The sequence below is a fragment of the Achromobacter sp. Bel genome (genome assembly GCF_012928505.1).
In the GTDB taxonomy this organism is placed as follows: Bacteria; Pseudomonadota; Gammaproteobacteria; order Burkholderiales; family Burkholderiaceae_B; genus Achromobacter.
Window position 1 is genome coordinate 1 of sequence record NZ_JABBJN010000005.1, and the last position, 25,366, is coordinate 25,366.

A 25,366-nucleotide genomic window follows, 5' to 3' on the forward strand; every position below is an offset into this window, starting at 1 on the left:
CTCTTCCGATCTAGCCGGCGCTGCCGGGCTGGTGGTCGCCTGCGCCACCAGGGTGGCGCTATGCAGTGCGTTGGACATCTCAGTTCCTCATTACGAAATCGAACGGAATTTTGGCTTTGGCGGGATAGGCCACGCCGTTACGGGTATAGGGCTTGAACTTGGCCTTGCGGGCGGCGGTCAGCGCCGATTCGTCCAGTCTCGGAAAACCCGACGACGTGTCGATCGAAGCGCGGTCCACCAGGCCCTGCGTATTGATTTCCACCAGCACCAGCACCCGCCCCTCTTCCCGCATGCTGCGCGACATCCGCGGGTAGACAGGCATGGGGCGCGCGCCCTGGAACTCAATGCTCGACACCAGGACCGGCTGGTCCGGCGGAGGCCCTTGCTGCGGGCTCTGCGAGGCCTGGGCGCCATCCGTCGCGCCGGCGGGCGGCGTCTGCGGAGGCGGCGTTTCCGGCTTGGGCTCGGGTTTGACTTCCTGCTTCGGCTGGGGCTTGGGTTTCGGTTTCGGTTTGGGTTTGGGCTTGGGCGCCGGCACCGGAGGCTTCTCGACCACCGGTTCGGGTTCCGGTTCGGGCTCGGGCTTCAACTCGGGTTCAGGCTCGGGTTCCGGCTCCACCTCGGGTTGCGGCTCGGGCGGCGGTTCAACCACCGGCTGCGGCACTTCCGGCGTGGGTTCGGCCTTGGCGATCTCCGGAACGGGCGCATCCACCAGACTGACCATGACGGCCTCGGGTTCCTCAAGTTCAGGTCGAGTCGCAGGAGCCATGAAAATGGCACCGATTACTGCCGCATGAAGCGCGACAACCGCCAGGCCAGCGCCTGCACGTATACCAAATGAAGACGGCGAAGATGAATTCCAACCGCGTTGAAAACTAGGCATGAATCAGCCAGGGTGCATTGACTTATCCGGCCAGCCAGGGAAATGACGCGCACGAAAAGGTGACGCCGACTGGCCGGTACAAGCCGAATATAGTATCTCAAATGCGAATGATTCGCACGTTCTATTTCGTCTGGGCTAGCGTAGCACCCTTGACGCGCATCCACTCCAGCTGCATAAAACGTTTACGAAAAAGCCGCCCCTGCCGCACGAGGCAGGAAGGCCGGCGGCCGCAGCAGCCGCGCCGGAAAAACAAAAAACCCGCCACGGCGACGTGTGCGGGTTTTGTGTGCGGCGTGGAGCGAACCCCGTGGGATCCGAACCGCCTGCGTGGGCTTCTGGTGGGTGCTACAGGGGTCGAACCTGTGACCTACGCCTTGTAAGGGCGCCGCTCTACCAACTGAGCTAAGCACCCGATCCTGACTGCTTGCTGCGGCATCACAATAACCGTCAATGTGACGATTCATGCGAAGCAACTGCCAACTCGGGGTACTCAAAAGCAATACGCGGGCCGGAGTATACCGGACCGCGTAATTGTCGGCAAATCGCCTGGGGCCGGGCCCGGCGATCGCCATGCCGTCTTTAGTTGACGGCGTCCTTCAGGGCCTTGCCCGGACGGAACTTCGGCACTTTGGCCTTCTTGATCTTGATGGTTTCGCCGGTACGCGGGTTGCGGCCAGTGCGAGCAGCGCGAGCCGACACGGCAAACGTGCCAAAGCCAACCAGCGTGACCGTACCGCCCTTCTTCAGGGTGGTCTTGACGGCACCGATCAAGGCGTCGAGCGAACGACCGGCGGCAGCCTTGGAGATATCGGCCTTGCTGGCGATGTGATCGATGAGTTCGGTTTTGTTCATTCAGGTGTACCCCTCACAAGGTATTGAGTCTGGCGAGGCCGTGCGGTTCATGGCTGTCATGATGGGACGCCACTAACCAACGCATGGCCCGACAAACGACGAACAGACAGTGGATAAACTTTTTTCTTGCGCTGCAAAGCACAACTTTTAAACTGCTGCGCCGCTTAGGATTTGATGGCTTTGATGCCTTCAAACCGTCAGCGACGCAGACATGTATTAGGCCTTGGCGTGGCGCGGCTGTCAAGCGAAAACCTCACCACAACCCGCGCCAATACTAGCTTTTAGCTGATTTCGCAATATACAAAAACGCGCATTTTGGTGTTTGCGCGACACCGTCCTGACATCACTTCAAGCTTGAATCAAACATCGACCCAACGACGAAGCAAATTGTGATAAATGCCCGTCAACTGCACGATGGAAGGATGCCCCGCGGCATCCTGATTCAAGCGCTGTATGGCCACGTCCATGTCCAGCAGCAACGCGCGCTGGCTGTCTTCGCGCACCAGGCTCTGCATCCAGAAGAACGAACTCACGCGCGCCCCGCGCGTGACGGGATTCACCTTATGCAGGCTCGTGCCGGGGTACAGCACCATATGCCCTGCCGGCAGCTTGACCGCACGCGGCCCGTAGGTGTCGTCAATGACGAGCTCGCCGCCGTCATACGTATCGGGTTCGGAGAAGAACAACGTGGCGGACAGGTCCGTGCGCACGCGTTCGGCGGTGCCGGCAATGCCGCGCACCGCATTGTCCACGTGATAGCCGAAGGCCTCGCCCCCCTCGTAGCGATTAAAAAGCGGCGGGAAGATCTTGCGCGGCAATGCGGCCGACATGAACAGGTTGTTCGCGGCCAGGCGCTGCAGGATCAGGTTGCCGAGCTCTTGCGCCAACGGATGCTGCTCGGACAGTTGGCGGTTGCGCTTGACCTCGGCCGATTGGTAGCCGGCTGTGACCTTGCCGTCTACCCAGTCGGCGGCGTCCAGCCTGCGGCGGATGTCCGCGGCTTCGTCCGGCGTGAAAACTTCTGCGATCTGTATAAGCATGTGAGTCGTCCCGAGGGCAAAGCCCGCGCATCCGCGCGCCCGGCTTGCGCTTGCCGGATTATCCCTTCAGGCAACCGGTCAGCGCCTGATCGAAATCAAACAGCAGATCGGCCTCGTCTTCGATGCCCACCGACACCCGGATGAGGCTGTCCGCAATGCCCATCTGCTTGCGGCGCTCGGCACCCATTTCGTAATAGATGGTGTGCGCCGCGGGCAGTGCCAGGCTGCGTGTGTCGCCCAGGTGGGTGGCCATCAGCACGATCCGCAGGCGATTCAGGAAATCGAAGCAATCCACGCCGTCAGCCAGCTCGACGCCGAGCAACCCGCCGAAGCGCGCGCCGAACAGCGCCGCCGCGCGCGCATGCTGCGGATGGCCAGCCAGGCCCGGATAGTGCACCTTGGCCACGCCAGGATGCGACTCCAGGAAGCGGGCCAGCGCCAGCGCGTTGGCGCAGTGCTTGGCCATGCGCAGGGCCAGCGTCTCGGCCCCCACGGCGATGCGGTGCGCGGGTTCGGCGGCCAACGTGCCGCCCATGTCGCGCAAGCCCTTCTTCTTGATCTGGGTCAGCCCCCAGCCCGTGGACGGGCCCTTGCGGTAGGCCTCATAGATGTTGCCGTAGCCGGACCAGTCGTACAGCCCGGTATCGGTCACCGCGCCACCCAGCGCATTGCCATGGCCGCCGATGTACTTGGACAGGGAATTCATCACCAGCGATGCGCCCACGCCCGAAGGACGGAACATCCACGGCGAGGTCAGGGTGTTGTCCACGACATAGACCAGGTTCTTCTCGCGGCAGATCTCGCCGATCACGGCCAGGTCGGCAACCTGCGTACCCGGGTTGGCGATCGTCTCGGTAAAGACCATGCGCGTATTGGGCTGGATGGCGGCGCGCACCTGCGCCGCATCCGTGGCGTCCACGAAGGTGATCTCCACGCCCAGCTCAAGCAACGTGCCCAGCAGGCTGTTCGTATTGCCGAACACGAACTGGCTGGACACCAGATGGTCGCCCCGACGCAGCAGCGTCGTGAAGATGGCCGACAGCGCCGCCATTCCCGTGGCGAAGCTGACCGTGCCTTTGCCGCCTTCCATATGGTTGACCTTCGCCTCCAGCGCGGTGGTCGTAGGCGTGCCCTGGCGGGCGTACGTAAAGCCTGCCTTGCCCTGGAACACCGCGGCCAGCTCGCGGGCATCGTCGTAGGCGAATTCCGACGACGGATGCATCGGCTTGTGCACCGCTCCGTGCTCGACGGATTGTTGGCGGTCGGAATGGAGGATCGTGGTGGTAAAGCCGTTCTGGTGCATGGTGGGCTGACGCGTAAAGGGAAGAGCTACGGATAGGTCGGGTCGGGCGGGATCAGGATTGGCGCTGGCGCACGGTCTCGTACAAACAGACCGCGCTGGCCACGCTGACGTTCAGGCTTTCCACCGAACCCAGCATGGGGATATTGACCAGTTGGTCGCAGGTCTCACGCGTAAGGCGGCGCATGCCCTCGCCTTCCGCGCCCATGACCCACGCCATCGGCTGGCGCGCATCGATCTTGTGCATGCTGTCGGTCGCCTGGTCGTCAGTGCCGACCAGCCAGACACCGCGGTCCTTCAGGCCGCGCATCGTGCGCGCCAGATTGGTGACCATCAGGTACGGCACGGTATCGGCCGCGCCGCAAGCCACGCGCTGCACCGTGGCGTTCAAGCCAACGGCGCGGTCGCGCGGCGCGATCACCGCATGCACGCCGGCGGCGTCCGCCGTGCGCAAGCAGGCGCCCAGATTGTGGGGATCGGTCACGCCGTCCAGGATCAGCAGCAGCGGCGGCCCCTCGATCACGTCGAGCACCTCGTCCACATCCACCGCCAACTGGCGCTCGTCGGCCAGGGCTACGACGCCTTGATGGCGGGTGCCGCGCGACAGGCCGTCCAGGCGCTCCGTCGGAACCGGATGCAGGCGGCAACCCGCCTTCTCGGCCTGCTCGATGAACGTCTGCATCCGCTTGTCGCGGCGCGACGCCTCTACATAGATTTCCTTGATCGACTCGGGCGCGTGGCGCAGCCGCGCGACAACCGCGTGAAACCCGGCCAGAACTTGGGTCGACGCCATAAATGCAATACCTTTAGATAAACGAATACCCGCCCCAAAGGGGGCGGGCCACCGGACCAAGCCGGCCATCAGCGCAATGTTACCCCTTATGGCCCCGCCCCATGGCCGCGACGCCCTGAGACATGCCGACCATAAAGGGGTCCATTAGCGGGGTCAGTGCCGCTTGTGCGTCGCCTTCTTGGCCGGCGCGGCGCGTTTGGCCGCCCTGGGCGGCTTGCCCGCCTTCTTGGCGTCGGCGCGCCGCTCCTTGGCGGTCTGTCCCTTCAGCGCGGCGGGCTTGGGCGCCGCCGCCTTCTTCACGCGGCGCATCGGCTCTTCCGGCCCGCGGGCCGCCGCCTTGCGCAGCGCGTCGAAACTGGTGCCCTGCACCAGGCGGAATTCGATGCGGCGCGCTTCGAGGTCAACGCGCGCCACCTGCACCTGCACCTTGTCGGTCAGGCGATACCGCATGCCCGTGCGCTCTCCGCGCAATTCGTGCAGGGCGTCGTTGAACTGGAAGTACTCGCCGCCCAGCTCGGAGACGTGCACCAGCCCTTCGACGTGCAGCGTATCCAGCGTGACGAAGATGCCGAAGCTGGCCACGCCGGTGACGGTGCCGCTGAAGTCCTCGCCCACGCGCTCCTTGACGAACCAGCACTTGAGCCAGGCCTCGACATCGCGCGACGCTTCGTCGGCGCGACGCTCGCTGGCCGACAGCACCAGGCCCATCTTTTCCCAGATGGCCTGCTCGTGCTCTTTCTGCGTGCGGCCGATGACCACCGCATGGTCGTCCAGGCTGGGCACATAGCGCTGCCCGGCCAGCAAGGCCTTGATCACCCGGTGCGTCAACAAGTCGGGATAGCGGCGGATGGGCGACGTGAAGTGGCTGTAGCCGGGGTACGACAGGCCGAAGTGGCCCATGTTGTCGGGGCTGTAGACGGCCTGCTGCATGGAACGCAGGCACATGGTCTGCAGCAGCTGGTAGTCGGGACGGCCGCGCACGGTATCCAGGAAATCGCCGTAATCCTTGGCGGTGGGCGTTTCGCCGCCACCCATCGACAGGCCCATCGTTCGCAGGAATTCGCGCAGCGACTGCAGGCGCTCCGGCGTGGGGCCTTCGTGGATGCGGTACAGGCCAGGATGCTTGCTGCGCGTCATGAAGTCGGCCGCGCACGTGTTCGCGGCCAGCATGCATTCTTCGATCAGCTTGTGGGCGTCGTTACGCACCGACGGCACGATCTGTTCGATGCGGCCCAGTTCGTTGCAGACGATCTTGGTCTCGACCGTGTCGAAATCGATGGCGCCACGCTTCTTGCGGCCCTGCACCAGCAGTTGGAACAGCTCGTACAGATGCTGGACCTGCGGCATGACGGCGCGCATCGCCGCGGCGGCCGGGCCGCCGGGCTGCTGCAACGCCGCCCAGATGTTCGTATAGGTGGTGCGGGCATGCGAGTGCATCACCGCGTTGTAGAACTGGTAGGCCGTGACGGTACCGGCCTTGGCGCCGGTAGCGGGAATTACCATGTCGCAGACCAGCACCAGGCGGTCCACGTCGGGGTTCAGCGAACACAAGCCGTTGGACAGCGTCTCGGGCAGCATCGGAATGACGCGACGCGGGAAGTACACGCTGGTGCCCCGCTCGATCGCGTCGTCGTCCAGCGCGTCGCCCGGGCGCACATAGTGGCTGACGTCGGCGATGGCCACCAACAGGCGCCAGCCCGGGCGCTTGCGCTGGCCCGTGCCCAGTTCGACGGGTTCGCAATAGACGGCGTCGTCGAAGTCGCGCGCATCTTCGCCGTCGATCGTGATCAACGGCACGTCGCGCAAGTCCACGCGGTCTTTCAGGTCGCTCTTGCGCACCACGTCCGGCAGGCGCGCGGCCTGCTTGCGGGCGGCTTCCGAGAATTCGACGGGCACGTCGAACTTGCGCACCGCGATCTCGATTTCCATGCCGGGGTCGTCGATTTCGCCCAGCACCTCGGCCACGCGGCCCAGCGGCTGCGTATGACGGGTCGGCTGCTCCATGATCTCGACCGCGACCACCTGCCCGTGCTGGGCGCCGTTGGTGTCGCTGGGCGGAATCAGGATGTCGTGCTTGATGCGCTGGTCTTCGGGCACGACGATGGACAGGCCATGCTCGTGCAGGAAACGGCCCACCAGCTTATTGGTGCGGCGCTCGATGACCTCGACGATGGTGCCTTCCGGCTTGCCGCGGTATTCGCCCGACGGCTTGACCAGCACGCGGTCGCCATGCAGCACCTTGAGCATTTCGCGCGGCGACAGGAACAGGTCGGGGCCGCCGTCGTCACGCAGCAGGAAGCCGAAACCGTCGCGGTGACCCAGCACCTTGCCGGCGACGAAGTCCAATTTGGTGGCGAGCAGCAACACGCCCTTGCGATTGGGCATCAATTGCCCGTCGCGTTCCATGGCGCCCAGACGGCGCTCGAACCCGACCATCGTCGCGGCACGCTCGACGCCCATGCGTTCTGCCAATTCCACCGGAGACAACGGCGAACCCGCAGCTCGGAGCGCGGTCAAAATGGCTTCACGGGACGGGACATCGGGATCGAAGTCCGGCGGCGCTTCGGGCAAGGGTGTTGATCTGTTGTTTTTCGATTCGTTATTCGATCGTTTTGCCAAAGCTGAAATTTCCGTATATAATGCGCAGCTTCTGTGGTTCGCCCAAGGCTGAACACTGAAGCAGAAATGGTCAGAACATTGTAAGACCAACTGCGCTCGGGACGCATGTTTTAGTTAAGTCAGTACGCTGGAAACAACGTACAGGCCTTAATAAAAACAAAGCAACTAGAGCGGCAGCGTATCACATAGTTCTGACAGTATCTTTCAGTGCCCAGGTGGCGGAATTGGTAGACGCGCACGGTTCAGGTCCGTGTGCCGCAAGGTGTGGAGGTTCGAGTCCTCTCCTGGGCACCACGGAATTCAAATCGGATCAGCTTTCGGGCTGGCCTGATAAGCAAGGCAGTAAAGTTAGTGAAAGAAGAGAAGTGCGAAAGTACTTCCCAGTGCCCAGGTGGCGGAATTGGTAGACGCGCACGGTTCAGGTCCGTGTGCCGCAAGGTGTGGAGGTTCGAGTCCTCTCCTGGGCACCACCCGCATATAAGTTGGATCAGCATCAGGCTGGTTTGATAGCAAAGCTGAAAGCCCCGAAAATCGAAAGATGTTCGGGGTTTTTGCTTTGTGCGCCTCGCGCATGCCTTATGCGCCCGGGTATTCGTGCGCACCGATATTATTATTAATGGCGGTTTTGCCCGCCCTTCCGACGGCTTCAACGCCAAGGCACTTTGCGCTGCAAATGATGGCGCGCATAAAGGTCTTCGCCCATGCCTTCGATCTGCCCGTCGATCAGGGCCTCGAAAGGCCGCAGCAAGGCGTCGGTGCGCATCGGCGCCTCGATCGCATTTAAAGCGTGCGTCACCGCCTCGATCGTGGACAAGGCGCCCGGGATGTCCGCATGGCGCACGCGGTAACGCGTCGTCAGCCCCTCGGGCAGCATGACGCGCGGCAGCGCCGCGAGCTCAGGATTGATATGCAACAGCTTGCGCGCATGCCCCCATGTCCCGTCCGGCACGATCAACAGGATCGGCTCGGCCAGATCCTGGCCATACCCCGGCCCCAGGATCTCGGCTGCGGGCCCCGGAAATAGCAGGCGCGGCGCGTAGCCGGGCTCAACCCAATCGGCGGGCGAAAAACGTTCGCCCACCACGCGCCTAGCGCCAGCCAGCCCCAGCACGGCCAGCCTGGCCGTGTTCAGCGCATGGCGCGATTCACTGGGATGCTGCAGGACCACGACGCGGGTGCGGCATGACAGGGAAGGAATCAGCGCGCACAGGCAGTGCGATTCAGGACGCAGGCAACGCGTGCAAAGGGAACGGGACATGGGGCGACACTATAGCGAAACTGGCCCGCTTTAAAAAAAGCGAAAAAAATGAAAAATAGCCGCCATTACTTGCACGCCGCAAAAAAAGTATGCATAATCCCGTTCCTCTGCTGCTGAACAAGAAACGAAGCGAAAGCGACGCAACAAGTGAAGCACCAGCGCCCAGGTGGCGGAATTGGTAGACGCGCACGGTTCAGGTCCGTGTGCCGCAAGGTGTGGAGGTTCGAGTCCTCTCCTGGGCACCAATTATTACATCACGAGGTACCTGTCGTGATGCGCCAAGAAAAACCCCGTTCGTGAAAACGACCGGGGTTTTTTCTTTTCCGGCTTCCGCTGCGCCGGGCCCGGCGCTCTCCCCTGCTTCTCTACTTCAGTACGCGCGTCATCACCACATGCGGAATCCCCGCTTCGACGAATTCCTCGCCTTCCACGGTAAAGCCGTGCGCCTCGTAGAATCCGGCAGCGTGGGTCTGCGCGTGCAGCACCAGCATGCGGTGGCCGTCGCCATGGCCCTGCCCGATCAGGGCGTCCAGCAACTGACCGCCGACGCCCATGCCGCGCGCCTTCTTATGCACGGCCATGCGGCCGATGTGGCCATCGGGCAGCAGGCGGCCCGTGCCCATCGGCGTGCCGTCCGGCCCGTAAGCCACGGCATGCACTGATACGGCGTCGTCGTCGTCCAGCTCTATCTCGGGCGGGACTCGCTGTTCGACGACGAATACCTCGTAGCGGACCGAATACGCGTCTTCGCGCAGCCGATCCCACGTACCCAAAGCGATACGCACCGTTGATTGCTTGTTGGTCGACATCTCCATTCCCTCGCGTGCAGCGCATCAATAACAAATATCCTACGCCGCATTCTCTCAGGGATGACGACCGGACGAAAAGGGGTACGATCGCGGCTTGCCCACGTTGCCTAGGCACGACATGACGCCCTCCGCCCCACCGGCTTGGCTGAAAGCAGCACCCGCGCTTTTCCTCTTGTTGTGGTCCAGCGGATTCGTCGTGCTCAAGATCGGGCTGGCCTACGCGGATCCGATGACCTTCCTGGCCGTCCGGTACGCCTGCGTCGTCCTCATCGTGCTGCCCTTCATGTTGATCCTGCGCCCGCCCCTGCCTCGCGGCGCCAGCGCATGGGGCCACCTGGCGATGGTCGGACTGCTGTTGCAGGCCGGCTACTTCTGTTTCACCTATCTCTCGTTGAAACTGGGCATGTCGGCGGGCGGGATGGCGCTGATCGCCTCGCTGCAGCCGATCCTGATCGGACTGCTGGCACCGCTGATCGCGCACGAACGCGTCGATGCCCGGCGCTGGGCCGGCCTGGGCCTGGGGGTGGCGGGCGCCGCGCTCGTCATCGTTGCCAAGGCATCCATCGACGTGCTGGCGCCACTAGGACTGCTGTTCGCCGTGGCGGCGCTGCTTTGCATCACCGGCGGCACTCTCTATGAAAAGCGCTATGGCGCGCAGACGCACCCCGTCACGTCCAATCTGGTGCAATACGCGGTCGGGCTGGCCGTATCGGCGCCGCTGGCCTTCTGGCTGGAACCCATGCGCATCGAATGGACCGGCCCGCTGCTGGCGTCGCTGGCCTATCTGGTCGTGGGAAATTCGCTGGTCGCCATCACCCTACTGCTGACCATGATCCGGCATGGCGAAGCTTCGCGGGTATCGGCGCTGTTCTTCCTGGTGCCGCCCTGCACCGCTGTCTTCGCCCTGATGGCGTTGGGCGAGCCCATCCCGCTGCTGGCCTGGCCCGGCATGGCACTGGCCGCCATCGGCATTCTGCTTGTCACCCGCAGTGCGCGGGCGCCGCAAGTAGAATAGGCGCCTTCTTGCGCCTCTGGCCTGCCCGCACCGTCGCCCATGAATGCCGTCGTTACCGCCGCCCTGCCGGTCTTTGCGCTGATCCTGACCGGCTGGCTGGCCGCCCGCCGCAACCTGCTGGGCCCCGGGGCCACCGATGCGTTGAACCGCTACGTGGTCTACCTGTCCTTGCCCGCCTTGCTGTTCCGCGCCATGACGCAGGTGGACCTGGCGCACATGGCGCACTGGGGCTTTGTCGGCGCGTTCGCAGGCGGGATCGCCGTCACGTTCCTGGTGTCGTTCCTGCCCGGGCGCGGCGGCCGGCGCGCGCTGACCGACCGCAGCATTGAAGGCCTGGCCGCGTCCTACGCCAATGCCGGGTATATGGGCATCCCCCTCTGCCTGGCGCTGTTCGGCGCCGAAAGCCTGGCGCCCGCCGCCTTCACCACGCTGCTGACCGCCAGCGTCCTGTTCGGCTTCGCCATCGCGATGATCGAATTCGACCGCCAGCAAACGCCCAATGTGGCGGCTACCCTGCTTAAGGTCGGTCGCGCGCTGATGCGCAACCCCTTGCTGGCCGCCCCGGTGCTGGGCCTGGCGTGGGCGTCGACCGGCGTGGCGCTGCCGGAAGGCGTGGACCGCTACGTCGCGTTGCTGGGCGCATCGGCCAGCCCCTGCGCGCTGGTCACGATCGGCCTGTTCCTGGCGCAGACCGAAACGTCGACCGCGGGCCCTGGCGTGCTGCGCCTGGTGACGGGCAAGCTGCTGCTGCAGCCGGCCGTCACGGCGGTGCTGGCCTTTTATGTTTTTTCCATGCCCCCGCTGTGGGCCTGGACTGCCGTGCTGATGAGCGCGCTGCCAATCGGCACCGGCCCCTTCATGCTGGCGAAAATGTATGGCCGCGACGCCCGCGTGACGTCGCGCGCCATCCTCGTCTCAACCGTGGCATCGGTGCTGACCGTCAGTCTGTTGGTCGCCTGGATCAACGCCCACCCCATTTCTTGACCGTTCTTGTCGCTTGGCGCCGGCGTTTCATCGTGCCCGGGCAGGCCCAATGGCGAGACCGCAGGCGGCATCACTTTATATAACCCAAAGTTATTAATGAAGCATGAATCAATAGTTTGAAGGAGTTAAGGCCTGGCCTTACACTTTCAATATTCCGACGGGCGCCCTTTATGCGCCCGTTTGCATTGACGATCCAGATCCCACCGGGACCCCCATGAGCTCCAACGCCTCTACCCTGCCCTTGCCCTCGGCCCTGCCGCCCATCCAGATCAACCGCGCGCCGCTCTGGATCGCGCTGCTGTTGCTCCTGGCCGGAGCCCTGTATTTGAACCAGACCGTCAGCTGGCGCCAGGGGGCGTTGTGGGTGGTCGGCGCGCTGCTGGGCGTCACGCTGTATCACGCCTCCTTCGGCTTCACGCAAGCTTGGCGCGTCTTCGTGTCCGACCGCCGCGGCGCGGGCCTGCGTGCGCAGATGTTGATGCTGGGTGTCGGCGTGCTGCTGTTCTTCCCCTTCCTGGCCTCGGGTTCGCTCTTCGGCCAACCCGTGACCGGACTGGTTTCGCCTCCGGGCGTGTCAGTCGTGCTGGGCGCGTTCCTGTTCGGCATCGGCATGCAACTGGGCGGCGGCTGCGCGTCGGGCACGCTGTTCGCGGTGGGCGGCGGCAACACCCGCATGCTGGTCACCCTGCTGTTCTTCATCATTGGATCGGTCATCGCCACCGCCCATTTCGGCTGGTGGTCCACCCTGCCCGCGTTGGCGCCGACCTCGCTGATCAAGACCTGGGGCCTCGCGCCCGCACTGATCGCCAACCTGGCCGTGTTCGCGCTGATTGCCTGGGGCGCCACCGCGCTTGAGCGCCGCCGCCACGGCCACGTGATCTCGTTCGCGTCGCGCACTGCCCGGCCGGTCTCGCTGCTGCAAGGCCCGTGGCCGCTGATCTGGGGCGGCGTGGCGCTGGTGGTGTTGAACTTCGCGACGCTGGCGCTGGCCGGCCGCCCGTGGGGCATCACCTCGGCCTTCGCGCTGTGGGGCGCCAAGGCCTGGAACGCGGTCGCCGGCGACGTGGCGACCTGGACCTATTGGAGCAAGCAGCCGGCGCTGGCCGCGCCCCTGCGCCAGGACGTCACGACGATCATGGACATCGGCCTGATGCTGGGCGCGCTTGCCGCCGCCAGCGCCGCTGGCAAGTTCGCCCCCATCTGGAAGGTGCCGGCGCGTTCGCTGGCCGGCGCGGTCATCGGCGGCCTGCTGCTGGGCTATGGCGCACGCCTGGCCTTCGGCTGCAACATCGGCGCCTACTTCAGCGGCATCCTGTCGGGCAGCCTGCACGCGTGGGTATGGCTGCCGGCCGCGTTTGCGGGCAGCGCGTTGGGCGTGCGCCTGCGCCCCGCCTTCGGCCTGGCGGTGGAAAAGACCCCGCCGCCCTCCAGTTGCTGACATCCATTACCGGAAAACAGTGTTCCAGGAACGCCCCCCGAATTTAGGGGGCTTTCTTTTTTTCCGGCGGTTCAGCTGGTGTATGGTTGCTCCATTCCGCAATACGGAGAGGACTATGAGCTGGATTGCCGGCCGTTACACGGCCTTTATTCTGACCCTGGCGGGCGCGGCGGTCACCGCCGTGCTGGCGTTCGCGAGTTCGCCCTGGTGGCTGGGCGCCGCCATCCCGCTTGCGCTGCTGGGCGCCCTGGGCGTCTATGACCTGATCCAGACCCGCCACGCCATCCGGCGCAATTACCCCGTGATCGGCAACCTGCGCTTCCTGTTCGAATTCATCCGCCCCGAGATCCGCCAGTACTTCCTGGAAGACGACACCCAGGCCGCGCCGTTCTCCCGCGCGCAGCGCTCCATCGTGTACCAGCGCGCCAAGCGCGAGATCGACAAGCGCCCCTTCGGCACGCAGGAAGACGTTTACGGCGACCGCTACGAATGGATCAACCATTCCATGTCGCCCTCGCACATCAACGACACGGATTTCCGCGTCACCGTGGGCGGCCCCGACTGCAAGCAGCCGTACTCCATGTCGGCGTTCAACGTGTCGGCCATGAGCTTCGGCGCCCTGTCGGCCAACGCCATCCTGGCGTTGAACGAAGGCGCTCGCCAGGGTGACTTCGCACACGACACGGGCGAAGGCGGTATCAGCCGCTACCATCGCCAACCGGGCGGCAGCCTGGTGTGGAACATTGGTTCGGGCTACTTCGGATGCCGTGACGAGCATGGCGCGTTCTCGGAGGAAGCCTTCGTCAAGAACGCCTGTACGCCGCAGGTCAAGATGATCGAGATCAAGCTGTCCCAAGGCGCCAAGCCGGGGCACGGCGGCATCCTGCCCGCGGGCAAGGTCACGCCCGAGATCGCGGAAGCCCGCGGCGTGGCCGCCTGGCAGGACTGCAATTCGCCGGCCAGCCATTCGGCCTTCGACACGCCCATCGGGCTGATGAAATTCGTGGCGCGCTTGCGTGAGCTGTCCGGCGGCAAGCCGGTGGGCTTCAAGTTCTGCGTCGGCCACCCATGGGAGTGGTTCGCCATCGTCAAGGCCATGCTGGAAACCGGCATCACCCCGGACTTCATCGTGGTGGACGGCGCCGAAGGCGGCACCGGCGCAGCCCCCGTGGAGTTCGTCGACCACGTCGGCACCCCGTTGCGCGAAGCGCTGCGCCTGGTGCACAACACGCTGATCGGCGTGAACCTGCGCGACCGCATCAAGCTGGGTGCGTCAGGCAAGATCATCACCGCATTCGACATGGCGCGCGTCATGGCCATGGGCGCCGACTGGTGCAACGCCGCGCGCGGCTTCATGTTCGCCATCGGCTGCATCCAGGCGCAAGCGTGCCATACAGGCAAATGCCCCACCGGCGTCACCACGCAGGACCCCATGCGCCAACGCGCGCTGGTCGTGCCCGACAAGGCGCAGCGCGTAGCGTATTTCCACAGCAACACACTGCACGCGTTGGCCGAACTGCTGGCCGCCGCAGGCCTGACGCACCCCAACCAGCTGCGCCCGCACCATATCGCGCGCCGCATCTCTTCCAGTGAAATCCGGCTGCTGTCGGCGCTGTTCCCCGAATTGGCGCCCGGTGAACTGCTGCGCGGCGAATTCCGCCACCAGGTGTTCCGGGTGGGCTGGGCGATGGCGCAGGCACAGTCGTTCCAACCCACGCGCGACATCACCACGGCGCTGGCCGAACAACACGTCTAGCCCGGCCCCACGCGGATGCGCGGACGCTACAGCCAGCGTTCGAACATCCGCGAAAAGAACTCCATGAAACGGTCGTCGGCGCCACGGTTGCGCCAGTCTTCCGGCGTGATCGGCACCGAGTCGGCGACATCGCGCTGAAACAGCGCCTCCATTTCACTCGCGAATTCCGGTCCCAGCACCACCGCGTTGATTTCGTAGTTCAGCGCAAAACTGCGCCAGTCCATATTGCTGGAACCCACGGTGGACCATACTCCGTCGACGACCGCCGTCTTGGCGTGCAGCAGCGCATCGCGCCGCTCGTAGAGCTTCACGCCGGCACGCAGCAAGTCCGTGTAGTGGGATCGCCCCGCATTGAACACCAACGACGAATCGCTAAAGCCCGGCAACACCAGCACCACATCCACGCCGCGGCGGGCGGCATCGGACAGCACGTCGATGAAAGCCGGATCGGGCACGAAGTACGCCATCGTGATGTGGATGGATTTCTGCGCGCTTTCAAACGCGGACATCAGCGTCAGGTAAACCGTATAGCCGTCGCTGCGGTCGGGCTGATTGGCCAGGATGCGCACGCGGGTGGCGCCCGCAGGCGGCGCGACATGCTCGCCGCCGCCGGCCAGCGGCTCGTCGGCCTGCGACGCCCAGCCGGCCTGGATGACCTGTTCCAACTGCGCCACCGCCGGGCCTTCGATGCGCAGGTGGGTATCGCGCCACGGCGCCGCCTTCGCGTCGCCCGGCGTTTCGCCGTCGGCCTTCCCCGCGCCTTCCCCCCCTGTGGGGCCCGACCCTGACCTTGCCCCCGCGCCCGCCCCGGATCCGGACCCGGCCCCGGGCGAAGACTCGTACACGCTGCTGACATTGATGCCGCCCAGATAGCCGACCTTGCCGTCCACCACCAGCACTTTGCGGTGGTTGCGCTGGTTCGGCGACCACCCTGCCCGCGCGCTGGCCGGATTGACGGGATTGAACACCGCGACCTGCACACCCGCGTCCCGCAGGCGCTGGAATAGCGCATCCGGGGTCTTGATCGTGCCCACCGCGTCCACCATCAATGCCACGTCGGCGCCGCGGTTGCGCGCCGCGATCAGGGCTTCGGCAAACCGCGCCCCTTCGGCGTCATCGTCAAAAATATAGGTTTCCATGTGCACGTACCGGCGCGCTTGCCCGATGGACTGCAGCATGGCCTGGTACGTGCTGGGGCCGTCGGCCAGCAACCGGACGCGGTTGCCGGCCACCAGCGGCGCGCCGCTGACAGCTTGTTCGACGGCCAGATGGCGCGCCAGGAAGTCGTCTTTAGGGGTCTTGGGATCGGCCGCGATGCCTTGTCCGCGGCGATAGCTGTCGCGGGCCGCATCCGCAGACAAGCCCGCTTGCGCCTTGCGCGCCTGCCGCTCCTGCGCATCGGGTACGCTGGCGCATGCGGCCAGCATGGCGACGACGCAAGCCAGCAATAAGGTTTCCACCCGGCGGCACGCGCCGGGCAGCCATGACGCCCTGCCCGAGCGCCCCCCGCGCCGGCACACGGCCGGCGGCGGAGGCAGCGCTGGCGGCCTCATGGCGAAGTCGGCTTAACGCCTGCCGCCCGCTACCAGGCAGCCCAGCAGCGCGCCGACCAAAGCGGCCACCCCAACGGACTTCCAGGCGTTTTCGTGCACATATTCGTCGGCATAGGCCGTGGCGCGGCGGGCACGTTCACGCGCGGCGCCCTCCCAATCGCCCGCATGACCGCGGGCTTCTGCCAATTGCTGCTTCAGGCGGGCGCGGGCCGATTCGATTTCGGAGCCGGTATAGGAAGCCGTCGAACGCAGGAGGTCTTCCGTTCCGGCAAGCAGCTCGTGGAAGCTGTCGTTGACCCGGTCGCGGTGCAAAGCCATCTCGGCGCGTTGGTGCTTTCGATTCATAGTCGCTCCTTGTAAAGGTATTGGGCCTGCCGGCGTGCCGGTGTCCTGACGCGGTTGCGCCTCTGCAGCGCCACGCGGTCGACCATGCCCCCATTGTGCCGATCATTCGCCGGCGCCGCCCGAGCTTTCGCAACCAGCCGTAATCCGATATTTCAGCGGACCGAAACTTGCTGGGCGTTTGCCGGGAACCGCCGCCCCCATTGCCCCGCGGCCGACCCGATTTCGTAAAAGTCCATTGCATTCAGCGGCTTAGCGCTTGACAGCAGAACCCTACCCACCGCAACAATAGCCCTTTGCAATGCGCTTCAATCGCCTCAAAAAAGGAAGTGAACGCATGGTGTCCCCTTCAGCAGTGCTTGCCCACGCCGCGCAGGAGTATCAAGCGCCCCCCTCCCCGGCCCTCAGCGCCGAACAGGCCGAGCTGCGCGACGGCCTGCTGGACCATCCGGCGCACATCGACCCCAAGTTCCTGTACGACGCGCTGGGCTCATCGCTTTTCACCGCCATCACCCAACTTCCCGAGTACTACCCCACGCGCTGCGAAGCCGAGATTTTCCAACGCTATGGGCAAGACATCGCGAGGCACATCGGCCCCGTGCAATCCATGATCGATCTGGGTGCGGGCGATTGCGTCAAAGCCGAGCGGCTCTTCGCCAGCCTACGGCCTCGGCACTATGTCCCGATCGATATCTCCGCCGACTACCTCCAGGCGGCCGTGCGGCGCTTGCAATTGTCCTATCCCGACCTGCACGTGACCGCGGTCGGTCAAGACTTCTCTCAAGCGCTGGACTTGCCCACGGGCATTCCCACCGAACAGCGGCTGTTCTTCTACCCGGGCTCCAGCATCGGCAACCTGAGCCCGGACGAGGCGCACGCCATGCTGCAGCGCATCCGCGCCCAATGCCATGGCGGCGGCCTGCTGGTGGGCGTGGACCGCGTGAAACCCAGGCAGGTCCTGGAACCCGCGTACGACGACGCGCTGCACCTGACCGCCGCCTTCAACCTGAACTTGCTGCGCCACGTGAACCAGGTACTGGATACCGATTTCAACGTGGAAGACTGGCGCCACGTGGCGCTGTTCAACACCGCCAGCTCCCGCATCGAAATGCACCTGGAAGCGCAACGCGCGCTGCGCGTCGCCTGGCCTGGCGGCGAACGCAGTTTCAGCGCCGGCGAACGCATCCATACCGAGAATTCCTACAAGTTCACCCCCCAGGCCTTTTCCGATCTGCTGCAAAGCGCCGGCTTTCGCGACGTGGCGCACTGGTCGGATTCGCGCGGCTGGTTTTCGGTTTTCAGCGCCCGCGCCTGACGCGGGCAACCCATCAACGCCACTGGAGGATCGCCATGGAACCTGCCTGCCTGCTGACTCACCCCGCCACCGGACCGTATGCCAGCGGACAGGCCGGCCAGCACGACCGCTATGACGCCGTGCGAACCACCAGCACGGCGCTGGCGGCGCCGCTCAGCCCCGAGGATTGCCAGGTGCAATCGATGCCCGATTGCAGCCCCGTCAAATGGCATCTTGCGCATACCACCTGGTTCTTCGAGACTTTTCTGCTGACGCAATTCCATCCCCCCTACACGACGTTCCATCCGCAATACCGGGTGCTGTTCAATTCCTATTACAACGCGATCGGCGCCAAGCATCCGCGCCCGCAACGCGGCCTGCTGTCGCGCCCGTCGCTTGCCGACGTGCTGCACTATCGACAGCACGTGGACAGCGCCATGCATGACCTGATCTCGCGCCTGGGCGGCAACGACGAAGACTTCGACGCCCTGCTGGAGCTGGGCCTGAACCACGAGCAGCAACACCAGGAACTGATCCTGACCGACGTGAAGCACATGTTGTCAGCCAATCCGCTGAAGCCCGCCTACGTGGCCGGCGGCTCTCCGGCGCTGCCTCCCGGAACACCGGCTGGCTGGACCCGCTACGGCGGTGGCATCACTCGCATCGGCCACGATGGGCGCGGTTTCGGCTTCGACAACGAGAGTCCGGCCCACGAGGTGCTGCTGGCGCCGTTCCACTTGGCAGACCGTCTGGTCACGCAGCACGAGTTCCTGGCGTTCATCCGCGACGGCGGCTACAAGCGGCCCGAACTCTGGCTGTCGGCCGGTTGGGATCGCGTCTGCGCGGAAGGCTGGCGCGCCCCGCTGTACTGGGAGGGCCAGCGCGACGACTGGCGCGTGTTCACGCTGCGCGGCATGCAGGAACTGGAATTGCAGGCGCCCGTCACCCACGTCAGCTACTTCGAAGCCGACGCGTATGCCCGCTGGGCCCGCGTGCGCCTGCCGCGCGAAGCCGAGTGGGAACACGCTGCCCGCCAACTGGCCGACCCGGCCTTTCCGGGCCGCGCGAACATGCTGGAAAACGGCCACCTGGACCCGCGCCCCGCACCCGCCCGCAACGGCTCGGGCGGCCCGGTGCAGCTGTTCGGCGACGCCTGGGAATGGACCGCAAGCGCCTACGACGCCTACCCTGGCTTCAAGCCGGACGCCGGCGCGGTCGGCGAGTACAACGGCAAGTTCATGTGCAATCAATATGTGCTGCGCGGCGGCTCCTGCGCCACGCCGCGCGACCACGTGCGCGCCAGCTATCGCAATTTTTTCCCGCCCGAAGCCCGTTGGCAATTCTCGGGCATCCGGCTTGCCCGGGATGCGTGATACCCCCCTTTAAATTTTTGCCTTCCCGCCGCTTGCATGGCAAAAAAGTTTCGTGCTAGAATTTCTTTCTTCGTTGCTCAGCGCTACAAAACACGCACTGAACGGCGGAGAAAAATCAGGAAAAACGCAAGACAAAACGCAAGACAAGTTGGCGCATTAGCTCAGCCGGTTAGAGCGACGGAATCATAATCCGCAGGTCCCCTGTTCGAATCAGGGATGCGCCACCAAGAATCTAAAGGGCCCGCGAGCAATTGCGGGCCCTTTGCTTTGCTCCGCAAATTGTAGGCTGCTCCGCAATCCGCATGCCCGGACACGTTTCCGCCCACCCAAGTCTACGAGACACCGAGTCCAAGCGCGGAGGGGCTTTTTTTATGTGCCCAATGCCCCCCCGCCGGACGTCACTTCGCCCCTCCGCTCCAGGGGCCGCTAAATTTTAGGAACTTTCGCTGCGAGCAAACGTCCAATTTGTGACGTAACCATTACGCCAAAATTTCCCTGCAAATTTTTGCGAAAAGGATACGGAACTTTGGGCTATTAGCAAGCGAGAAAAAAGTGATTGCCTATTTGAACTTCGGCTAGTAGATTACGTGAACACGCTTCGTAGACCAGCGCCTTGACTTTGCCGAAATTTTGTGCGTATAATCTTCGGTTTGTTCAGCAACCTTGCCGAACTTATCGCTGAAAGTTGGCATACCTCAAAACGGAAGGTGAGTCAATTGAAGCTGCGATACAGCGTGGAATTGTAGGTCTACCCCTGCTACTACTTATCGCCTCATTACCCCTGGAGATGAATATGACCAAGACTCAATTGATCGCAATGGATATCCGACCCAGCGCCTAACGCATAAGTTAGTGAGCAAGGCAGAAAGGCCTACCACTTTGGTAGGCCTTTTGCTTTTTTGGACCTTAGATCAGGCCACACTTCCCACCTGCAGTAGTTGGAGGAATGCGGGATCGCCGCGCTCTCGGAACCAAGCGAAGTCGGGATCGTTGCGCGCAGCCTCTCGACAACGCGGATCCAACTCGATGGACCTCTTTAGCCCTGCAATGGCAGTTGAACCGTGCCCCATGGCGGTCGAGTGGCGATGATTCTTCGTGGCCTCCGCTGCAAGCAAACAGCTGTAGCACGCGAGGTTATAGTGCGCTGAATCATCATCTTTGCCATACTTGTCCAATACCATTTGACAAGCTTCTAAAGCCCCTCGGATATCGCCCAGCCGGCGTTTCACATTCCCAATCGACACCAAAGCACGGCACGCAATCTTTGGATCGATTCCATCTGCCCCATACGGCACTTTCTGCAGGTAGCGTAGGCTTTGCTCCAACGCATCAATGTACTCAGGGCATTGCTTGTCATTGCCTTGCGCCTCAGACAACTTTCCGTAGATCTCCGCGATTTCCCGCATGACAATACCATGCACGACATTGACTTCGGATCGATTGTCCCGCGGATAGTCCTCTTCAAGAAACACCCGTAAGCGTTCGATCGCAGTTTCCGCCTGAATCTTGGCATCCTGGGCGCTAGCGACTGCAGCTGACGCTTTCTCCACTGTCTCCTGCGCCTTAGCGCGGGCTGTCATGAAGGACTCTACGCCTTTGAAACCAAGAAATGCGAGCAGTGCGCCCAACGTTGCAATGACGCCGAACAACTTTTCATAGGACTCTCGGAGGGCGTCTATCCTGTCTTTCGTGCTATCTACTGCAAACTTAGCAATCGCAATTGCAGTTGTGTCTGCCATTGGCGCCTGCGTGGGGAGAGACTGAGGTGCCGTCATAGGCGGAACCTGTTGGTCATACCCTTCCCTACGAAACAGGAAGTACTGGCCGGTGTAGCCCACAGAAGATTCGGCTCTCGACGCGGAACCCACAGAACTGGAAGGCTTCTCGCCGAACAGTCCGTGCACGCCCATGTAGATAAGTGCCAAGACAATTAAGTACATCGGCAGACCGTAGGTTAAAAACCATCTAACCAATCTTCCCCAGGCAGTATCCAGCCAAGACTTCCGGCCTGCCGGTTGCTGCGGACGATTCTCGGCTGGCTTACCCTCCGGCTTCAACGGATGATCCACAGGCACTTGCGCTGCGGCATCAGACTCAGGAACTACTCCGGACATGTTCTCTCGCTTTTAGTTATTCGAAGTAACCACCATTTTACTGGCACATCGACGTAAATGCGGCAAAACAGCCCCCAGCTTAAAATCAAGATCTGTTATTTCCACTCTTCGCGCAACCCAGACGCGCAACCTCGCTTCAATACTGCCCCCTAGGCATGCGAAATTCATGCTAGTAAAGTCGCAGGCCGAAGTCTGTCCTCGCACAGACTGACGAGTGCTTGTTTACATAACCTCTATCTTGGGGGTTCCATGTGCAGCCATTACCAGAGCCTGAAGGACGCCGAGTTGCTGCTGAAGAAATTCGGCGTGCGCGAGAAGCCGGCATCGCTCGGCAGCTACGATATGTGGCCCAGGCGTCAGGGGCTGTTCGTGCGCCGGCCGGTGGAGCATGACGCGGGCGATGAGGCAGTGCCGGAACGGGAAGCGGTGGTAGGTCGCTGGGGCATGATCGCACCCGGCACGCCACCCGAGAAGCTGGCCCAGGCAGATAAGATTTCGACGTTCAACGCCAAAAGCGAGACAGCCCACAAGCTGTGGACGTTCCGCTTGGCCTGGCGCCGAGCCCAGCACTGCATCATCCCGGCTGATGCAATCTTCGAACCCGACCACCGCGACGAAACAAAGGCCAAGTTCGGCACCACCAAGTCTGTGCCAACGTGCTTCACGCGGGCCGACGGCGCGCCGCTGGGCATCGCCGGGCTTTGGGACCGCTACCGTGACGCAGCCGGTCAATGGCAGGAGAGCTACACCATGCTGACCATCAATGCGGACGAGGATCCCCTATTCAGGGACTACCATCAGGCGGGCAAGGAAAAACGGATGGTCGTCATCTTGCCCGAAGCCTCCTATGGCGAATGGCTGATCGCGCCGGCCGAGGCCAGCCGCGATTTCCTGGTGCCCTTCCCTGCCGATCGTTTGGTAGCAGAACCGCAGAGCCAATAGCGCTACCCCAGCTTTTGCCGATACAGCTCTTGCGCCGCCGCCAGCGAGGCGCGCATGCCGTAGATTGTCCCGCCACTCCCGCGGCTGAACCAGAGTTCGTACCGCCACATGCCGTCAACGAACACGCGGCAGATTGTCCAACCGGATGGTCCTTGCCAGTAGTAATAGTCTTGTTGGGTCCATTCCTCGTCTGCCATGTTCCGTCCCCCTCCGGCCCGGAAATAGGGCCGAGTTGCGCGAATTCTAGGCCTGTTTATACTGTATGTCCATACAGTATTTGCGACAGAAGATCATGCTCTGCACCGTCACCCGAAGCCACTACCTCGGCGAGAAACGCCACGACCGAGACCCCAGCCCGACCATCACCGGAACCGTCCGCATGTACTCGATCATGCGAGAAGATATGAAGCGGTACATCCGCGTCATGACCATGGACGGCCTTCAGAAGTTCGGTGCGACCGAAAAGGGCGCGATTCCGGACCTGTTGCAGCCCGAGCTTCTGACCTTCTCCTCTGACCGCGGCATGATGGTCTGCGGTTTCGAGGAAATTGACGGTCGGCGCTACTACCAGGGGTGGTGGATGCAGTGGGTCAGTCAATGAAACCAGGCCCGGGGATGCTGTAACACTATTGCAGTCGCCTAGTCGAAAGCGCAATAATTGTTCCCCCGATCATCTACTTTTGGAGGGTACGGCAATGCATCGCGAAGACATCCAAAAGCTGGGCGCAAGTGCCGCCCGCGACGGATTGACCTTGTGGGACTGCCCCTACTATCGAGCAGCAGAAATGCCCGGCCATACGGGCGAATCGATAGTGGAGTGGCGTGAAAAGGTTGAGGCCTGGGAAGCCGGATGGATGAACGAAACCAAGTCTTGGCGCCCACCTCCGGGAGGCCATATTCGCTATGTGCCACGCGCTACCGCGCGACACCGCAACTGAAGATGGATCAGCGCCCCGAATCGGGGCGCTTTTTGTTGCCCGTGAAAAGCTACGGACCTGCATGGTGCTGCGGTAGCACTTGGCCGTTGCTGATAAGCGAGCTATACCATGATTCGTCAGTTCAATCGATCTAAACGCCAGTCAGCAGTCCAGCCGTTCCCCCTTACGCTAACCCGATAGTCGTAAACCGATCCAGGTCGAACGACGATCTCTTGATAGGCAACGGGATCTGTGACGCGGTTTACCTGCAGCCCGAGCTTTTTTGTCCCTGCCGGAACCTGCAGCTCAAGGACACGATTTGCGTCGACGTTAGCGACATGACGCCCGTCAATATAAATAAGCACAAATATGCCCGCGCCAACTACGCCGCGGTCCCGAACGATCCGAATACTCCCTTTGTCCGGGCCAGGAATGAGCAACGAAGGGTCGAGAATCGATGACGCATTCTCTCTTGGAGCGGTATCAACGTCCGCCGGAGTCGAAGCACAGCCGGATACGGCTGACAATAGCAAGACTGCGATTCCCTTACGCATAAACCTACGCTCCTTGATTCTGGCGCGGCTACTATACCTTACACATTCAGGGGCCGCAGAGCGCGCGCCAAGTGGCATTCCCATCCCGGATCTGCCGACGGATTTCAGTGGGCGTGGCGTCGACTTGTCCCGCATCTGCGAAATAGACCGGTCTTGCATGGTCGCAGTATTCAATACCGACCCGGGCCGGCGCCACGCACCCACTCACGCTTAAGCTCATCAGCAATAGCGGAGTCATCCATGCTCGCCGTCTCGTGTTGCACATCACGCACCTCTCGGCGGGCCTGTGCCGCCTGTTCGTTGATCTTTCGTGCCCGCTCTTGCCGCTCGACCTCGCGGCCGGTCGCCCGCCCCCGGTAGAAGATACCGACGAGCGCAACCAGCGCCAGGCCGAGTAGCAGCAGCCCTCCTTTGGCGCGTTCAAGCCATGCTTGCACGATTACCCCCCAACTCCGCAACGGCCTGCGCGTACAGTGCGGGCCAAGTCTTCGCATGTGGCTTCCCAGGCCGCCAAGTTCGGATATACAGCTCCCAGCCGCCCTGAACGTCACCAACGTCGGGCAAACGCCAGCCGTCTGTCCACATCAGCAATCGCGCGAACACAGCCGCCAGCACATCATCGAACTCGAGAGCGGCATATACAGACGTCGCCACGGGTTCGACGCCACGGGCGGCACAGATCCCGTACGCATGGTCGCGGCTCGCCGAATGCGTCAGCACACCACGCACGCCGCCGCCCTTCTCGAACTGCCAAAAACCACGCGCCGGCCCGCGTACTTGGCGCCGATGGATGAATCGACTTTCTTGCAACCCGATGGCCAGCAGCATCAAGCGCGCCGCCTGCGTATCCATCTGGGCGGGGAGCAGCACCAAAGCGGGGTCGATACCCGTCTTGATAATCTCGGATAGAGTCATTGTTTAGGGTTCCTGATGTGCTTGGCCGTCACCGCGGCCACGTAGAAGGCAGCCGAAGCTGCAAGGGCGGCGTCGCCGGCGCTTGCCCAGCCGGCAACGAAGATCCGGCAGGCCGCACCCGTCGCAGTCAGGCAGATGGCGGCCAGCCCTATGCGCTCCAGAGTGGTGTCCTTGACCGACCTAGCGAAAACCGCCAGCACAGCACCACCGGCGACAACAAGCCAGCAGACGAAGGCCAGGACCGCCCACAAGGTGATGTAGATCTTGGTATCCATGTCAGGCCCCTTTTCCGCGTACGCGATCGAGAACGGCTTGCCACAGGGCACCGATGGGCGCTTCCTGCACGGCCTGCCACATCCGCGACATGATCGCCATACCCAGAAATCCGCAGAGGAAGCCTGACAGGCCCTCCGGAATACCAAGTCCCTGCGCCAGCCACGGAGACCCGTAGTAGGCCAACACCGCGCCGGTGGCCGCCATGCTGGCTTTGGCGGTACGGGATCCTTGCAGGAACCGCATGGACACCATCGCGCCGATAACACCGGCCAGCTTTGCCGCGATGGCGTCGAAATCTTGGATGTTCAATCGCGTCCCCTATAGACGAAAAAAAGCCCG

Annotated in this window: 25 protein-coding genes and 5 tRNA genes; 13 read left to right on the top strand and 17 right to left on the bottom strand. The window is 63.2% G+C overall.

From position 1 onward, the window contains the following. Positions 1–79: 79 nt before the first annotated feature. The 7 genes from HG262_RS04550 to rnr all read right to left on the bottom strand — a co-directional run bounded on the left by HG262_RS04550 (position 80) and on the right by rnr (position 7,487). Entirely contained in the window at positions 80–883 is an 804-nt protein-coding gene (locus HG262_RS04550; protein ID WP_169269931.1) for an energy transducer TonB, read from the bottom strand. A gap of 336 nt (positions 884–1,219) precedes the next feature. After that, a tRNA-Val gene (locus HG262_RS04555) sits at positions 1,220–1,295 on the bottom strand. A 167-nt stretch (positions 1,296–1,462) separates the two neighbouring features. Beyond that, positions 1,463–1,735, bottom strand: a complete 273-nt coding sequence (locus tag HG262_RS04560; RefSeq protein ID WP_003812968.1) for an HU family DNA-binding protein — start codon at positions 1,733–1,735, stop codon at positions 1,463–1,465. A 359-nt stretch (positions 1,736–2,094) separates the two neighbouring features. Then, complete coding sequence (locus tag HG262_RS04565) at positions 2,095–2,775, bottom strand: Fe2+-dependent dioxygenase (RefSeq protein WP_169269932.1); 681 nt, start codon at positions 2,773–2,775, stop codon at positions 2,095–2,097. Between the two features lie 58 nt (positions 2,776–2,833). Beyond that, positions 2,834–4,078 carry a cystathionine gamma-synthase family protein gene (locus HG262_RS04570; RefSeq protein ID WP_169269933.1) on the bottom strand — a complete coding sequence of 415 codons (1,245 nt, stop codon included), beginning with the start codon at positions 4,076–4,078 and terminating at the stop codon, positions 2,834–2,836. Positions 4,079–4,130: 52 nt separating this feature from the next. Next, a complete protein-coding gene (gene rlmB, locus HG262_RS04575; protein WP_169269934.1) occupies positions 4,131–4,868 on the bottom strand; it encodes a 23S rRNA (guanosine(2251)-2'-O)-methyltransferase RlmB in 738 nt (245 codons plus the stop codon). 153 nt (positions 4,869–5,021) lie between these two features. Further along, complete coding sequence (gene rnr, locus HG262_RS04580; RefSeq protein ID WP_211186962.1) at positions 5,022–7,487, bottom strand: ribonuclease R; 2,466 nt, start codon at positions 7,485–7,487, stop codon at positions 5,022–5,024. Between the two features lie 209 nt (positions 7,488–7,696). On the opposite strand from rnr, the gene HG262_RS04585 reads away from it, so the two are divergent. Continuing rightward, positions 7,697–7,781 (top strand) — tRNA-Leu (locus tag HG262_RS04585). A 91-nt stretch (positions 7,782–7,872) separates the two neighbouring features. Continuing rightward, positions 7,873–7,957 (top strand) — tRNA-Leu (locus HG262_RS04590). 176 nt (positions 7,958–8,133) lie between these two features. Here HG262_RS04590 and HG262_RS04595 read toward each other — a convergent pair. Continuing rightward, the gene (locus HG262_RS04595; protein WP_169269936.1) at positions 8,134–8,745 is read right to left on the bottom strand and encodes a DTW domain-containing protein; all 612 of its coding nucleotides are present in this window, start codon (positions 8,743–8,745) and stop codon (positions 8,134–8,136) included. Between the two features lie 160 nt (positions 8,746–8,905). On the opposite strand from HG262_RS04595, the gene HG262_RS04600 reads away from it, so the two are divergent. Continuing rightward, positions 8,906–8,990: transfer RNA gene (locus tag HG262_RS04600), tRNA-Leu, on the top strand. Positions 8,991–9,110: 120 nt separating this feature from the next. On the opposite strand, the gene HG262_RS04605 is transcribed toward HG262_RS04600, so the two are convergent. Next, on the bottom strand, positions 9,111–9,554 hold the full coding sequence (locus HG262_RS04605) for a GNAT family N-acetyltransferase (RefSeq protein ID WP_105558482.1): 444 nt from the start codon (positions 9,552–9,554) through the stop codon (positions 9,111–9,113). A gap of 118 nt (positions 9,555–9,672) precedes the next feature. On the opposite strand from HG262_RS04605, the gene HG262_RS04610 reads away from it, so the two are divergent. The 4 genes from HG262_RS04610 to HG262_RS04625 all read left to right on the top strand — a co-directional run bounded on the left by HG262_RS04610 (position 9,673) and on the right by HG262_RS04625 (position 14,747). Continuing rightward, positions 9,673–10,569, top strand: a complete 897-nt coding sequence (locus tag HG262_RS04610) for a DMT family transporter (protein WP_169269937.1) — start codon at positions 9,673–9,675, stop codon at positions 10,567–10,569. Positions 10,570–10,608: 39 nt separating this feature from the next. Next, positions 10,609–11,553, top strand: a complete 945-nt coding sequence (locus HG262_RS04615; protein ID WP_169269938.1) for an AEC family transporter — start codon at positions 10,609–10,611, stop codon at positions 11,551–11,553. A 214-nt stretch (positions 11,554–11,767) separates the two neighbouring features. Next, complete coding sequence (locus tag HG262_RS04620; RefSeq protein ID WP_169269939.1) at positions 11,768–12,991, top strand: YeeE/YedE family protein; 1,224 nt, start codon at positions 11,768–11,770, stop codon at positions 12,989–12,991. Between the two features lie 115 nt (positions 12,992–13,106). Then, positions 13,107–14,747: an FMN-binding glutamate synthase family protein gene (locus HG262_RS04625; RefSeq protein ID WP_169269940.1), complete on the top strand. Its 1,641-nt coding sequence runs from the start codon at positions 13,107–13,109 to the stop codon at positions 14,745–14,747. A 26-nt stretch (positions 14,748–14,773) separates the two neighbouring features. Here HG262_RS04625 and HG262_RS04630 read toward each other — a convergent pair whose 3' ends face one another. Continuing rightward, positions 14,774–16,174 carry a phospholipase D-like domain-containing protein gene (locus HG262_RS04630; RefSeq protein ID WP_248293248.1) on the bottom strand — a complete coding sequence of 467 codons (1,401 nt, stop codon included), beginning with the start codon at positions 16,172–16,174 and terminating at the stop codon, positions 14,774–14,776. Positions 16,175–16,312: 138 nt separating this feature from the next. Next, positions 16,313–16,645: a DUF883 family protein gene (locus tag HG262_RS04635; RefSeq protein WP_169269941.1), complete on the bottom strand. Its 333-nt coding sequence runs from the start codon at positions 16,643–16,645 to the stop codon at positions 16,313–16,315. Between the two features lie 334 nt (positions 16,646–16,979). Here HG262_RS04635 and egtD point away from each other — a divergent pair, with 334 nt between their 5' ends. The 3 genes from egtD (at position 16,980) to HG262_RS04650 (ending at position 19,536) form a co-directional block, all read left to right on the top strand. Beyond that, positions 16,980–17,957: an L-histidine N(alpha)-methyltransferase gene (egtD, locus tag HG262_RS04640; protein ID WP_169269942.1), complete on the top strand. Its 978-nt coding sequence runs from the start codon at positions 16,980–16,982 to the stop codon at positions 17,955–17,957. A 35-nt stretch (positions 17,958–17,992) separates the two neighbouring features. Further along, positions 17,993–19,309, top strand: a complete 1,317-nt coding sequence (gene egtB, locus HG262_RS04645; RefSeq protein ID WP_169269943.1) for an ergothioneine biosynthesis protein EgtB — start codon at positions 17,993–17,995, stop codon at positions 19,307–19,309. A 150-nt stretch (positions 19,310–19,459) separates the two neighbouring features. Then, a tRNA-Met gene (locus tag HG262_RS04650) sits at positions 19,460–19,536 on the top strand. Between the two features lie 684 nt (positions 19,537–20,220). On the opposite strand, the gene HG262_RS04655 is transcribed toward HG262_RS04650, so the two are convergent. After that, the gene (locus tag HG262_RS04655; RefSeq protein WP_169269944.1) at positions 20,221–21,423 is read right to left on the bottom strand and encodes a hypothetical protein; all 1,203 of its coding nucleotides are present in this window, start codon (positions 21,421–21,423) and stop codon (positions 20,221–20,223) included. A gap of 249 nt (positions 21,424–21,672) precedes the next feature. On the opposite strand from HG262_RS04655, the gene HG262_RS04660 reads away from it, so the two are divergent. Continuing rightward, entirely contained in the window at positions 21,673–22,365 is a 693-nt protein-coding gene (locus tag HG262_RS04660) for an SOS response-associated peptidase family protein (protein ID WP_169269945.1), read from the top strand. A 2-nt stretch (positions 22,366–22,367) separates the two neighbouring features. Here HG262_RS04660 and HG262_RS04665 read toward each other — a convergent pair whose 3' ends face one another. After that, the gene (locus HG262_RS04665) at positions 22,368–22,562 is read right to left on the bottom strand and encodes a hypothetical protein (protein ID WP_169269946.1); all 195 of its coding nucleotides are present in this window, start codon (positions 22,560–22,562) and stop codon (positions 22,368–22,370) included. Between the two features lie 95 nt (positions 22,563–22,657). Here HG262_RS04665 and HG262_RS04670 point away from each other — a divergent pair, with 95 nt between their 5' ends. Both HG262_RS04670 and HG262_RS31185 read left to right on the top strand, forming a co-directional pair. Then, positions 22,658–22,966, top strand: a complete 309-nt coding sequence (locus tag HG262_RS04670) for a hypothetical protein (RefSeq protein ID WP_248293239.1) — start codon at positions 22,658–22,660, stop codon at positions 22,964–22,966. 94 nt (positions 22,967–23,060) lie between these two features. After that, a complete protein-coding gene (locus HG262_RS31185) occupies positions 23,061–23,303 on the top strand; it encodes a CrpP-related protein (RefSeq protein WP_348984365.1) in 243 nt (80 codons plus the stop codon). A gap of 703 nt (positions 23,304–24,006) precedes the next feature. Here HG262_RS31185 and HG262_RS04675 read toward each other — a convergent pair. Genes HG262_RS04675 through HG262_RS04690 form a run of 4 tightly spaced genes read right to left on the bottom strand, consistent with a single transcriptional unit; the run spans position 24,007 to position 25,336 of the window. Further along, positions 24,007–24,273, bottom strand: a complete 267-nt coding sequence (locus tag HG262_RS04675) for a hypothetical protein (RefSeq protein WP_169269947.1) — start codon at positions 24,271–24,273, stop codon at positions 24,007–24,009. Continuing rightward, positions 24,257–24,751, bottom strand: a complete 495-nt coding sequence (locus tag HG262_RS04680) for a hypothetical protein (RefSeq protein WP_169269948.1) — start codon at positions 24,749–24,751, stop codon at positions 24,257–24,259. The genes HG262_RS04675 and HG262_RS04680 overlap by 17 nt, the downstream gene beginning before the upstream one ends. Continuing rightward, positions 24,748–25,026, bottom strand: coding sequence for a hypothetical protein (locus tag HG262_RS04685; RefSeq protein ID WP_169269949.1), 279 nt, complete (start codon positions 25,024–25,026; stop codon positions 24,748–24,750). The genes HG262_RS04680 and HG262_RS04685 overlap by 4 nt, the downstream gene beginning before the upstream one ends. A gap of 1 nt (position 25,027) precedes the next feature. After that, entirely contained in the window at positions 25,028–25,336 is a 309-nt protein-coding gene (locus HG262_RS04690; RefSeq protein WP_169269950.1) for a hypothetical protein, read from the bottom strand. Positions 25,337–25,366 lie beyond the last annotated feature (30 nt).